The sequence below is a fragment of the Ochrobactrum chromiisoli genome (genome assembly GCF_026241335.1).
Classification (GTDB): domain Bacteria; phylum Pseudomonadota; class Alphaproteobacteria; order Rhizobiales; family Rhizobiaceae; genus Brucella; species Brucella chromiisoli.
In genome coordinates this window covers 1-13529 of the sequence record NZ_JAPHAV010000022.1, presented here as the reverse complement: position 1 = coordinate 13529, position 13529 = coordinate 1, and the positions used below count along the sequence as shown (strand labels likewise).

Genomic DNA, 13529 nt, shown 5'->3' with positions numbered 1-13529 from the left:
AAATCACACGACGGCGCGCGTGCTGAGTGAGGGCTGCGTGATAAGGTTGGCAAGCTGATTGAGGCCATCTTCGAGATCTTCGCGGTCTGGCGCGACGCCAAGGGAAATCCTGACGGCTTCAATGGGATGTGCAACGGTTGCGAAGGCGGAAGAGGGGACGATTGAGACACCGGCACGGTCAGCATGCGCAGCAAAGTCAGCCGCGCGCCAATGTTGAGGCAGGTGCAGCCATAAATGGTGACCATGGGGGTCGGCCGCGTAATCATGACCTTTGAGGATTGATCGGGCCAGCTCTTGACGCGCTGCGTTCTCGTCCCGAATGGAGCGGGTAATCTCGCTCATCGTGCCGTCCGAAATCCATCGGCTTGCCAAGGCTGACATAAGCGGCGGAGCCATCAGGGTCGTCGCGCGCAGCACACCGGCAAGTCGAAGAGCCTTCGTGCTGTTGGGCGCAATCACATAGGCAACCCGCAAAGCCGGGCTTGCACATTTGGAAAGCGTGGCGATGTGCCAGGTGATGTCGGGCGCCAATTCCATCATCGAAACCGTGCGATCCGGTATCAGTGGTGCATAGGGGTCATCCTCGATGACCGCGACACCATTCTTGAGTGCTATAGAAACCAAAGCCCGACGGCGGTCTTCCGGCAAGGTCGCAGTGGTCGGATTGTCGATGCTGGGAATGACATAAATCGCCTTTGGCAAACGCTCGCGGCACAGCTTTTCGAAGGCGTCTGGAATGATCCCCTGCTCGTCCATTGCCAGAGGTTCAATCACCATCCCTTTCTGAACAGCAACCGCCTTGAGGCCGGGATAGGTCATGGCGCCGGTCGCCAATATGTCACCCCGATCAAGCAGCAGTTCACACACGGCGAACAATGCGCTCTGTGCACCCCCTGAGACGACGATGCGGTCCGGCGTAACCCTTTCAATCCGGGGACGAAGCCAGCTTGCTGCGGCTTGCCTGTCCGGTTCTGATCCTGTGCTTTCCTGATAATGAAGATTAAGCAGCCCGCGCGTGCCCCCGAGAACCCCCGCGATTCCACTGGGAAAAACCTTTCTGAAATCGACATCAGACGGCTGTGAAGGAATGTTCATGCTCAGGTCAATCAGCGGCGGTGCATGATCATGAGGCTCGCTATTGAGTGCCTCACGGATGAACGTCCCACGGCCCGCTTGTGCCTCAACGAGCCCCCGGCGGCGGGCTTCATTGCAGGCACGCGTGACTGTGGTGAGATCGACGTTAAGCGCCTCAGCGATCACGCGCTGCGCCGGCAACCGATCTCCCCCGGCAACCCTTCCGGAGCGAATATCGGCTTCCAACGCCTCTACGATACCGAGATATTTCATCCTCGCGTTTTCGATCAGTCGCGGCTTCCACATTTCGACCCCTCAAACTGTATGGCTTATTAACATACAGTTCTAATATCATGTATGGATACCAAAGGGAAGCGGAGATCGTGCTGCACATAAAGTTCTAAGAGCGCGGCAAGGACATCACGTCATTCGCGGTCTGAGCGAGTTACGCCCTGATCAATTGCCATTCTGCCCAGCCGCCCCATCAAGGGGCAACTGCCGCTTCACTGGATATACCCAAAAATTCAAAGCGTTGGAGAACTACACAAGCAGTTATGGCCTGTTGGATTCCTTATTCTCCCCCATTTTCTTCTCCTTCTCCTCTTTATCCTTATTATAATGCCATTTGATGGCGAAAAACATAGCCACAACCAAAACGATGGCTTTGAATATGCCGGCAATGATGGGGAACCAATCCATGATTCTGAATCTTTCCAGGATTATTATGTGAACGGAGGAAACGTTAGCGAATGCGCCGTTTCCAGTGGTGTTTTCCAGCCGTCAGGACTGTCGAGCCAGGCCATGACGCCATGAGCAGACGAGCTGAGGCAATGACACTTCGAAACGGCGTATTCTCGAGAAGGCGCGCTATCAGGCAGCGCGCTGTATGGCGGGCCAACCAATATCGCTGCCTACAGCGAGAAGAGCATCGATAAGCGAACGCATATGAGCTTCAGTGTGGAATGGCGTCGGTGTTATGCGAAGCCTTTCCTGCCCACGAGCCACAGTGGGGTAATTGATTGGCTGGACGTAGATCGCGTGCTCGGTGAGAAGTCGTTCGCTGATCAGACGGCACAGATGCGCATCGCCGACGATGACGGGAAGAATGTGGCTTGGGGTGTCAAGGACGGGCAACCCTGCATCATTCATCATCGCCTTGAGACGGGTTGCATTGGCTGCCTGGCGCGCCCGTTCCTCAGGATGCGCCTTGACGTGTTGTATGGCTGCGAGCGCCCCGGCTGCGAGATGCGGACACAGCGAGGTCGTGAAAATGAAGCTGTCCGCCATGCTACGGATGACGTCGATCAAAATCGCCGGTCCGGTGACATAGCCACCCATCACACCAAATGCCTTTGCGAGTGTTCCCTCGATGATTGTCAGGCGATGCGCAAGCCCCTCGCGCTCGGCAACACCGCCGCCGCGCTGTCCATAAAGGCCCACGGCATGAACTTCATCAAGGTAAGTCAGAGCTCCGTGCTTATCCGCCACATCACAGATGGCCGAAATTGGGGCGATGTCGCCATCCATGCTGTAGACGCTCTCAAACGCGACGATCTTTGGACGATCCGGGTCGATCCCGCTCATGAGTTCATCGAGATGTGCTGCATCGTTGTGACGGAAGATAAATTTATCCGCGCCGGATCTGCGGATACCTTCGATCATCGAGTTGTGGTTCTGAGCATCCGAGAAGATTGCGCAGTTTGGCAGAACGCGACCCAGCGTACCGAGAGCGGCAAGGTTCGAGATCCAGCCCGATGTGAAGATTAGCGCAGCGTCTTTTCCGTGCAGATCGGCCAGTTCAGCCTCAAGGGCGACGTGCTGACGATTGGTGCCCGAAATATTGCGCGTTCCGCCCGTGCCGGCTCCCGAAAGATCGATGGCCTCGTGCATTGCGGCGAGCACGTCCGGGTGCTGGCCCATTCCGAGGTAGTCGTTGCTGCACCAGACTGTGACGCGCTGTTTTTGCCCGTCTGGACGATGCCAGAGCGCCGTCGGAAATTCCCCGGCAATCCGCTCTAATTCAGCAAATGTTCGGTAGCGGCCGTCGAGCTTCATATCAGCAAGCAGATCTTCGAAAGACTTGTCGTAATTCATATCAGCACCCTTGGACTGTAGGTGCGGAAAATCACCTACATGACAGTATCATATCCATACAAATGTCGGGCTCTGTGTATGCCAATAAACAATACATTGCAATAGATTTGTACGCTTTGCGTTGGCGTGGATGTTGCAGAAACGTTGTCGCAATGGGTTTTGTCGCAAAAATTCGATCAGGCTGAAAGCAGCCAGATCGTCGGATGCACCTATGCTGCAAGCTCCGCAAATAACTGGGATGGTGGCTGATTGTCGTTGTCGGCTTGACATCTACGGATCATGCGGGCCGCTTCGATGCCCGCGATTGTCGCTGAGGCTGAATGAAATGCCCTAAAGCCCATCATGAATTTCGCAACAGTTCTGCATAAGCTCCGTTGAGAGCCACAAGCGCGTCATGGTTACCTTGTTCTACGATCCGTCCTGCGTGCATAACCACAATAACATCGGCATGGCGTATAGTGGACAATCGATGAGCAATGGTTATCGTCGTGCGGCCCTTCGACATGCGTGCCAAAGCCGATGACATTGCACGTTCGGTACGGGTATCAAGGGCACTCGTCGCCTCATCGAGCAAGAGCACCGGAGGATTTCGGAGAATGGTTCTGGCTAAAACCAGACGTTGCTTTTCACCACCCGAAAAGCGATAGCCATCTTCCCCTACGATTGTGTCGTAACCGTCGGGTAAACCGATGATATGGTCATGGATCTGGGCGGTCTTAGCCGCAGCATAAAGTTCCTCATCGGTTGCTTCAGGTTTCGCGAAACGCAGGTTTTCTGCGACTGTAGCGTGCAGAAGATAGGGCTCTTGAGAAACAACCCCCAGCATTTCTGATAGAGACTGGAAGCTGAGGTCACGCAAATCAACGCCGTCAAACCGGATGGCGCCGCTATCGACGTCATAAAGCCGCGCCAAAAGGTAGCCAAGTGTCGTCTTTCCGGAACCGGTTTGTCCCACAATCGCGACATTGCTGCCCGCTTTAATGGTAAGACTAACGTCGTGCAAAGCAGAACGGCCCTCCTCGCCATAATTAAAGCTGACATGGTCCAGTTCCACCTCTCCCTTCATCGCAGACCGAGGAATAGTTTTCGCATTTGCTCGCTCGGTGATTTCCACTGGCTTGTCTAAATACTCAAATATGCGCGCGAATAATGCCCGTGTCTTGCGCGCATCACGGCCGATTTCGAGTAATTGTTCAAATGGCCAAAGCAATTGCTCTTGAAGAGCGATCATAGCCACAAGTGTCCCTATGGTTGCCGGGTTCTGTGTTTGCATCAACACGCCTCCTGCAAGCAAAGTGAATGCCGGTAAAACAGCAAGAGCGAAGCCGATCAGCGACCACTGCCACTCACCAGCCGTGCGCGATCTCACCTCAAGTTGCGCGAGATCACCTGAGATGCGGTTAAATCGCTGATTTAAATGCGCGGCACGGCCCATTGTGCGAGCGAGGATGATACCGGAGGCAGAAAGTGTTTCTTGCACGGCAACCGACAAATCGGCGGCGCGGCCCTGTTGCTGAAAGGTGATAGCCTCGCGTGCCCGGGCAACACGGCCGCTGATAATAAGTGTTCCTGGCACGATAAGCAGTACGAGGAGCGCCAATCGCCAGTCGAGAATAATAATGGCGATAGACGTCATAATGACAGAACTGAGCGAGCGCCCGAGCTCATTAGCCGTATCACTGACAAGCGATTGAAGACCGTCAACGTCATTTGCAATTCTGGACTGCACCTCCCCTACGCGGGTGCCCGTGAAAAACCGAAGTGAAAGATTCTGGAGATGGGCGTATAATTTCACCCTCAGGTCATGCAGAACAGCCTGTCCGATACGTGAACTTAGAACCACCTGCCATGCGCCGATTATGGCTGACACGAGCGCGACAAGGATCATACCTGCCACAAGCAAGCTCAACAGTTTGAGGTCATTTCGGGGCAATGCATCATCGATAATCGCACGCAAAAGAAAAGGCCCTGCCAATCCGGTTGCCGATGCGATCAACATCAGCACAATAACAGTCGCGATCCTTTTCCGGTAAGGCCTGAAGAGTGCTAACACACGCCGCAATGAGACGTGCTGCGCGGCAAGACTATCATAATCGTCTGGGTTTTGAGGCGTTGGAGACATTGGTTCTCTCAATTCGAAGCCGTGGTTTCTCGGATCGGAATGCGGATTTCGATCCCAAAGCCGGAGTTTTTAAGGGGGAGAATACGGGCGTCCCCTCCATGCGCCTGTGCAATCGCTTTCACAATTGATAGGCCGAGACCGGATCCGCCCCTGCCCCGCCCCCTCGAATCGTCAGCGCGCCAGAAGCGTTCGAAAGCCCGTAATCGGCTTTCCTCGGAGAGGCCTGGCCCCGTGTCGCTACAGCGGAAAAAAACGTGTTCGCCTGCGACGCCGGTCTCGACGGACACAGTGCTTTGCGGTGCGTAACGGCAACAATTCTCAAGCAAGGCTATGAAAGCCTGCCGCACACGCCAACGGTCAGCGACTGTAACTGCATGGCCAAGCGCGGACACCGTTTTGATCCCAGATTTTTCGAACTGATCTTCCAGCGATGCAAGAACGCTCTCAGCCTCTGTCGCTAAGTCAAATTGGGTGCACTGCAGGTCAAGTTTGCCAGCGTTGCCGAGTGCGAGTGTGCGCAATTCCTCGACAATTGCCGACAGGTCGTCGACATGCCCGATAAGGCGTGCATAGGATTCACTACTGGGTGAAAAGGCTCCATCCAGCAGACCTTGCAGGCGGCCGCGAAGTATCGTCAGCGGTGTCCGCAACTCATGCGCGATCGCTGAATTGGAATATTGCAACTCAGCCTCAGCACGCTGCAATCGCTCCGCCATTTGGTTGAAGTCATTAACCAAATCCCTTGCCTCGCCGAAGTTTTCGTGTCGTAAACTGGCGCGTGCAGAGAAGTCACCATTTGCAATCTTGCGCGCCGCATTCGCAACCGACTTCAACGGGTCGACAATCCGCTTTGCAAGAACCCACCCAAGCACTGAAGCTGTCGATATACCCACTCCTAAGAGAAGGCCCAGAGTTATGATATCGCCCGTCCGAAGCACGTCATCATTGGTGAAATCGGGGTAAAGCCATTCATAAATGAAAAAAAAGTAAGCCGTCAGCCCGAAGTAAACCACAGCGAACGCCAACAGCGTAAGCATTATCAGCGTAAGCATTATCATCGCACGCACAATCAATGAGTTTAAGTTTTTACCCATTTGTATTGTCCAAGCGGTATCCAACGCCGCGCACTCCAGTAAGCAATCCATCAGCTCCGGCGGCCGCTAACTTGCGGCTTAAATTGCTCACATGGCTATCCACAGTCCGGTCGAGCGCTTCACCTTCGGGCAGACACGCATCAACCAACTCCGAGCGCTCAAAAACCTTCCCCAGACTCGCAGCCATATGGGATAGAATACGGAACTCTGTCTTTGTTAACTCAAGCGTGAGAGGACCTGTGTCCCTTTCAACCGTGACGCGATACGCCTGTAAGTCCACGGTTACCGGCCCCACGCGCAACAAACGTTCAGTCGGCACGCCCATACTTCTTCGCAGGACGGCTTTCACACGCGCTACGACCTCAAGCGGATTAAAAGGCTTAACAACGTAGTCATCGGCTCCGATACGTAACGCTTGCAGCTTATCCAAGTCTTCGGCCAAAGCGGTCACCATAATGACTGGCGTATTGCCGCGGCGGCGGATTGCAGCCAAAACCTCATAGCCGTCCTGTCCCGGCAATTTAATATCGAGGACCACGAGATCAGGGCGAAGACGAAGATGATGCCCTAACCCGACAGTTCCGTCACCTGCCGTGACAACGCGAAACCCCTCGCGAGACAGATACGTCTCGATGATTTCAGCAATTTCGGGCTCATCCTCAACAATAAGAATTAAAGCATTGTTCATGGCTATCTACCATCTCTGAAACGTTTTCGACGGGTGTTTATTTAAGGTACCGACTGGGTTCGGCGGACGGGTGTTATTTTCTTACTCTGATTAGTCGGCTGATTGTTACATATAACAAGGGTACAAAGAAAACAGCCAGGACGGTTGCGGATAACATTCCTCCAAAAACCCCTGTTCCTATTGCATTCTGAATTTCAGAACCGGCCCCGCGCGCGATCATGAGTGGCACGACCCCCAAGATAAAGGCCAGTGAAGTCATCAGAATTGGCCGGAATCTCAATCGTGATGCCTTAAGCACTGCTCTGTTGAGGCTTTGCCCCTCGTTGCGCAGATGGCGAGCATATTCAATCAACAAAATGGCGTTCTTTGCAGAAAGTCCGATTATCGTAATGACGCCAACCTTGAAAAACACATCATTTTCCATGCCCCGTGCCAGCACAGCCAGCACAGCCCCGAGCACGCCAAGCGGCACAACCAACATAACGGCCAGCGGGATTGTCCAGCTTTCGTAAAGTGCGGCCAAGACCAGAAATACCACGAGCATCGATGCGGCTAAAAGAATTGGCGTCTGGGCTGCGGATTGTCTTTCCTGTAACGATTGCCCCGTCCACGCAACCGCAAATCCTGACGGTAACTGTTTTGCCAATCGCTCCATCTCGGACATTGCCACTCCACTCGAAACGCCCGGCGCAGCGGAACCTGAAAGACGAGCAGCAGGGTAGCCGTTATAGCGCGCCAATTGAAGCGGCGTCGTTTGCCAGACAGGCTGGACAAACTCCGACAGGGGAACCATTGCGCCATCAATATTGCGCACTTCAAGGCGAAGCACATCATCAATATGCATACGATGCTGTGCATCGGCTTGCACGACTACCTGTTGAAGGCGGCCGTCTTTCGGAAAATCGTTGACATAAGTTGACCCGATTGCTGTCGAAATCATGTCGCTCACGGTTGAAAAAGAAACACCAAGAGCCAGCGCCTTCTGGCGATCAATATTCAACGCAATACTCTGCCCATCTGGAAGCCCATCCGTCATCACGCCCGTGAGCAATTTGCTCTTGGAGGCGAGCCTTATCAACTCGCTCTCGGCCGCTTTCAGTGCTGTTGGCCCGGCATTACCCCGATCCTCCAAGCGAAGGGAGAAACCAGATGTTGTTCCCAGCGATTCAATGGCCGGTGGTTTCATTATCATCGCAGTTCCCTCCGGAATATCCGCCATCGCTGCTTGCGCCGCCGCGATCTCGTCGTTTACCGTTGTCTTACGATCACTCCAATCCTTAAGACTGGTAAACGCCTGAGCAGCATTCGGACCAGAGCCGGAAAATCCGAAACCTTGAATAACGATGCTCTCCGTAATATCAGCACGCGATGCCGTGTGTTTTTCATATTTTGCAATAATCTCCCGCGTGCGCTCTGCTGTGGCACCAGCCGGCAGCTCGAACATTGCCATGAAATTTCCCTGATCTTCTTCCGGCACGAACGACGTCGGCAGTTGAGAGTAACCAACGCCCAGTACTCCCAAGAGCAAAATGTAAACCAACAATATCCGAACACCACGCCGTAAAATCCAGCCGATAGCGCCGGTATAGCGTGCACTTAAACGGTCAAACTTGGTATTAAACCACGAAAAGAAACGCACTTCTGCGTGGGGGCCGACAGGTTTGAGGATAGTGGCGCACAAAGCAGGCGTAAGGGTAAGTGCGAGGAAGGCTGAAAACAGGATCGACACTGCCATCGACATTGTGAATTGGCGGTAGATTGCTCCTACAGAACCATCGGACAATCCCATAGGGATAAAGACGGCGACCAAAACCAATGTGATCCCGACGATAGCGCCCGAAATTTCGCGCATTGCTTTGCGAGTGGCCTCCTTCGGCGAGAGCCCCTCCCTTGCCATGATCCGTTCTACGTTTTCAACGACGACAATGGCGTCGTCAACAATGATACCGATTGCCAAAACCATGCCAAACATGGTCAAAACATTGATCGTGTAACCGGCAACCAGCATCACCGCGAATGTGCCAAGCAGCGCGATCGGCGCGACAATTGTTGGGATCAATGTGTACCGCAACTTCTGCAGAAACAGCAGTATCACGAGGAACACCAGAACCATCGCCTCTACAAGTGTCTGCACCACCTTCAAAATCGACACTTTCACGAAGGGGGCGGTATTGTAGGAAATTGAGACTGAGAGATCACTCGGCATTGTAGCCTGCAGTTCACCTAACCGCTTTTCGATCGCCGCCGCAGTGCTGACGGCATTGGCACCCGGCGACATTTGTATCGCCGCTGCAGCAGCAGGCTTGCTGTTACTGCTGACGCTGAAGGCAAAAGTCTGTGCGCCAAGTTCCACACGTGCAACATCGGACAACAGCAGCCGCGCGCCATCTGTCTGGGTTTTCAAAGGTATTGCTGCAAACGCCTCGGGTGAGTTCAACTGTCCATGCACAATCAGTGGCGTTGAAACTTTGGTCCCCGGAACGGTCGGTTCGTCCCCGACCCTGCCCGGCGAAACTTGAGCGTTTTCGCGGGCAATCGCGCTCGTCACGTCGGACATGCTCAGGTTATAGGCAGCCAGTTTCGTCGGGTTAACCCAAACACGCATTGCACGTTCGGAACCAAATTGTTGGGTACGTCCAACGCCGGGAACGCGTTTGAGCTCCTCGGCGATGTTACGCGTCAGATAGTCACCAAGGCTCAGCTCGTCTGTCTCACCGCTGCGTGACTTGAGCGCAATGACCATAAGGAAGCCCGACTCTGACGCTTCCACATTTATTCCGTTACGGCGAACGACTTCTGGAAGACGAGGCTCGGCATTTTTTAACCTATTTTGAACATCCACTTGCGCGAGTTCGGGGTCCGTTCCAGGTTTGAACGTCACCGTGATATTCGCAGCACCTGTCGAGTCGACTGTCGATTCATAATATAAAACGTTTTTGACGCTTGAGAGTTCCTTTTCGATAGGAGCAACCACACTATCATTGACCGTTTGAACAGAAGCTCCAGTATATGTTGTGAAAATACTGATACTCGGCGGTGCGATAACAGGATAACGTGAAACCGGCAGTTGTGGGATCGCAACAACACCAGCCAATGCAATGAATATGGCAATCACCCAGGCAAAAACCGGGCGCTTGATGAAGAATTGTGGCATGGTGATCTGGCCTTTAAATCTTGTCTTTCACAGTCGTCGCGTTTGGTGAGTGATCGGCGTTTACGAGCATCCCATCCTGCAAACGGTCCTGACCGCGAATTACGATGGTTTCACCCGGTTGAAGCCCTGACTTGACCACCACACGGCGACCGATGGCCTCTCCAAGCGTTATTTTGCGCCTTTTTGCGTGCCCGTCGGGATCAACGACCATGAGACTGGCGTCGTCTCCTCCTGTCCGAACGAGAGCATATTCAGGAACAAGTATTACATCGGAGAGCAATCCGCTTGGCACTTGGGCACGAACAAACATGCCAGGCAAAAGCTGCAATTCAGGATTCTCAACGAGCACTCGGATCGTTGCATTGCCCGTCACGGTGTCAACCGTAACATCTGAAAGCACCAGCTTCGCCGGATAGGAATATGGCTTGCCATCGGCACGTAGTATCTCAATCTGGCCTATTTTCTCTTCTGCCGCAAATTGCACGGCATCGAGTTTTGTCGCAGGCAGGCGTAAATCCACATAAACACGTTCCAGCTGCTGAACGACTGCGAGTTCGGTCTGCCCCGAAATTGATGCGAGAGAGCCTTCGTCCGCGACGGTGCGCCCGACGTAGCCATCAATCGGCGATCTTATGGTGGCGAAGTCAAGATCAAGCTGACGACGGTGAAAAACAGCACGTGCCTCGGCCAGATTTGCCTGCGCCGTCGTTAGATTATTGCGCGCGTCTTCATAATTTTTGAGACTTGCCGCTTTACTCGCGAGCAAAGCTTCAGCGCGCTGAAAACCCGACCGAGCATGCTCCAGCGCACTTTCTGCACGCGTCAATGCGGCCCGTGCAGTTTCCAGATCCGCCAAAAATAAAGCGGGTTCAATCTCGAAAAGGATCTGACCAGCGCTGACACGGGAGCCGGCCTCAACAACTTTCTTTTTAATGATCCCACTGACTTGCGGCCTGATTTCAACTTTCTTAAAAGCCGCAACTCGCCCCGGCAGTTCATCCGTAAGAAGAACGCGTTCGCGACCGACTTTAACAGTTTCGGCGCGCACTGGGACGGCTGATGAGGCAACCTCGGCTTCCGGAGCTGAACTGCTCCGACCTTGCAAAGCAAGCATGGCAGCGATGAAACATCCGCCTGCAACGATAGCGAAAATGGAGAAGCGGCGGTGAGACATTATGTGGTCCAGATTGCATCTATTACCCGCTTGTCGCGCCGCTGCGTTCAGATAATATTGAGGGAATGTGCAGATCACGTGGAGGCAGTGATATTGCTTGCAGAAAATTTTCTCGTAAGCAGTGATATACGAAGAAGACAACGCCCCTTACTACAAAGCCTCAAGCGAATGCGGGTTAAGAACCACAGCAAAACGCAATAATTTAACGAGCGTAGTGGAAGGAAGCGTCTGGCAATTGCAGATGTGTTTCTTGCGTCGTATTAACAAGATACGCCATTAAAAAGGCGAACAAAAACAATATAATGCAGACGATCGAAAAATTGCGTATGAGCACAATGTTCCTCTTTGCGTTCATGTAACAGACACTCCGTGCAAGCCAATCTGACGTCAAATCAATTCGACGGGCATTACTCGTATGTGCCTAAGGACTGGAAAAGTTAGCAGTTTGCCAATGATTGGATGCGGCCCACTATATCTAGTCCGCCAATCGTCCGATACCAAAGAAGTGCTATTGCGATCTAAGTCGCTTTTTTAATCTCTCTCACCACACGTACCAGAGAGCGTATTTCTTAAAGCGGAAAGATAACCCCAACCATCTTCCATTGCGGTGAGAGCTGCACGAATCCACATCGCGACCTTATCATCAGATATCGGGCCAACTAGCTCCCAAAGCTTACCATCGATGTCTTCCGCTTTGATGAAAAACTTATCGTCTACCAAGTCCACAAGCGGAGGAAAAAAAACAATTACTGAAGTTTTATCAGTCATTCGATTTCCCTAGAATGAAAGCTCTCGGCCGACTCGGGAGGAGCAACCTTGCTTATTGAGATTGATCGTTCGTATTGGCCCTCTCAGAGAGGCGGGCCATCGCTGCAGCATGTCGATATCAAGCCTTTGTGGAATTATGGTGCAGATTCACTGCAAGCTTTATGAAGCGTATAAGTAACCCGTATAATATTACGTTGCGGATCTGTCGCAAAAATATTTGATAGGGACTATACGGCTTTATTTCTGGGCGCACTGATGCCGGGAGCTCTGCTAAGACTTCGAATGGCGAGCAGTTATCATCGGCTTGGCAATGCGTTTGGTAAAGCGATGATGCTGTTTCATGCTGTGTGGACAATTATTTTTCGATCATAGCGAGAGAGGGTTTTGTTTGTGAGCAGGAGAATAAGCCATCGTGGAGTGTACCTCCACAAAGGCTGTTTGACGCATTCAGGGCAAAATCCGCCACGTCCCGAAGGGATATGATGAAAATATAATTGTCCACACGGCTAGGGCGTACACTCATAAATAGCCGAGCTATTTGAGCTGACGGAACATGCTGCTGGCCCGCATGGCAATTCGCAAGCCAAGTCCAATAAACAACCGCGATCTCTTCCCACTTTGTCGCAATCTGGGTTTCCTGATCTCGCCTCATCGACTATTACGCCATAACTTTCCTGTTAACCCTCTTACATCTCCGACCGCCACCCGTTCATTGCGCGTTCATACTGCAGAGACCGGAGCGCGATAAATTCGGCCCTTGGCTATCAAGGCATTGATAATCTGTGTTCTCTGTCAGACCAGAAAATCGCACGTTCTAAACTCCACAGCCAAAGCTTGAGTCTGCTCACTTTTTACAGCAACAAACCGGATCGTGGAACGCAAAACTGCCTCGCAGATCGTTCCTGGATCATTCTTCTGGCGCTTAACGAATGGCTTCACATAAGCTGGCGGGATCGGTCAAACTGTACGTCCCAAAGCACCTATCTCAAACCCCAATGATGCCGGCTGGAACATGTGACCATCCCATCACAGCGATACAACAAGGGAGAGCGGTCTTTCTCAGAGATTGCATCAAATGGGCCGCATCAAACGAACCCAGCGTTGGCATATGGACAGCATTGTATTGATCCGCGGAGTTGTTTTGAGATCGCAAGCAATGGCATACCCACGCCCTTTTTGAGAGCAAGCAGCAGCTACCCATCAAAGTGATACCGTACCCAATAAGCTGCAATGAGTAACCGGGGCAGATTTGTTGGCAGTTCTTTTGATTTTGTTTTTGAGTCGAAGTCAGAAATATCAAACACTGTGCATATCGCGAGTTTCGCATCGATATTTCATGCCTATGGGATTCCTGATTTTGG

General features: G+C 52.6%; 9 protein-coding genes and 2 pseudogenes. All 11 read right to left on the bottom strand.

The annotated features are described in order from the left end of the window. Positions 1-3: 3 nt before the first annotated feature. On the bottom strand, positions 4-1380 hold the full coding sequence (locus tag OPR82_RS21215) for an aminotransferase-like domain-containing protein (RefSeq protein WP_265986947.1): 1377 nt from the start codon (positions 1378-1380) through the stop codon (positions 4-6). A gap of 246 nt (positions 1381-1626) precedes the next feature. After that, on the bottom strand, positions 1627-1773 hold the full coding sequence (locus tag OPR82_RS21210; protein WP_265986946.1) for a hypothetical protein: 147 nt from the start codon (positions 1771-1773) through the stop codon (positions 1627-1629). 171 nt (positions 1774-1944) lie between these two features. Next, on the bottom strand, positions 1945-3168 hold the full coding sequence (gene hemA, locus OPR82_RS21205; RefSeq protein ID WP_265986945.1) for a 5-aminolevulinate synthase: 1224 nt from the start codon (positions 3166-3168) through the stop codon (positions 1945-1947). Between the two features lie 209 nt (positions 3169-3377). After that, a pseudogene (locus tag OPR82_RS21200) lies at positions 3378-3518 on the bottom strand (IS6 family transposase); the annotation flags it as partial. Further along, positions 3509-5290 carry an ABC transporter ATP-binding protein gene (locus tag OPR82_RS21195; protein WP_265986944.1) on the bottom strand — a complete coding sequence of 594 codons (1782 nt, stop codon included), beginning with the start codon at positions 5288-5290 and terminating at the stop codon, positions 3509-3511. The pseudogene OPR82_RS21200 and the gene OPR82_RS21195, both read right to left, overlap by 10 nt. An 8-nt stretch (positions 5291-5298) precedes the next feature. Beyond that, positions 5299-6435: a sensor histidine kinase gene (locus tag OPR82_RS21190; protein WP_265986943.1), complete on the bottom strand. Its 1137-nt coding sequence runs from the start codon at positions 6433-6435 to the stop codon at positions 5299-5301. After that, the gene (locus OPR82_RS21185) at positions 6377-7072 is read right to left on the bottom strand and encodes a response regulator (protein WP_265986942.1); all 696 of its coding nucleotides are present in this window, start codon (positions 7070-7072) and stop codon (positions 6377-6379) included. Before OPR82_RS21185 ends, OPR82_RS21190 begins: the two co-directional genes overlap by 59 nt. A gap of 73 nt (positions 7073-7145) precedes the next feature. After that, on the bottom strand, positions 7146-10226 hold the full coding sequence (locus OPR82_RS21180; RefSeq protein ID WP_265986941.1) for a multidrug efflux RND transporter permease subunit: 3081 nt from the start codon (positions 10224-10226) through the stop codon (positions 7146-7148). Positions 10227-10239: 13 nt separating this feature from the next. Continuing rightward, positions 10240-11400 (bottom strand): efflux RND transporter periplasmic adaptor subunit, encoded by a 1161-nt coding sequence (locus OPR82_RS21175; RefSeq protein ID WP_265986940.1) that lies wholly within the window; start codon positions 11398-11400, stop codon positions 10240-10242. A gap of 531 nt (positions 11401-11931) precedes the next feature. Continuing rightward, positions 11932-12168, bottom strand: coding sequence for a hypothetical protein (locus OPR82_RS21170; RefSeq protein WP_265986939.1), 237 nt, complete (start codon positions 12166-12168; stop codon positions 11932-11934). A gap of 795 nt (positions 12169-12963) precedes the next feature. Further along, positions 12964-13190, bottom strand: a pseudogene (locus OPR82_RS21165) (IS110 family transposase); the annotation flags it as partial. Positions 13191-13529 lie beyond the last annotated feature (339 nt).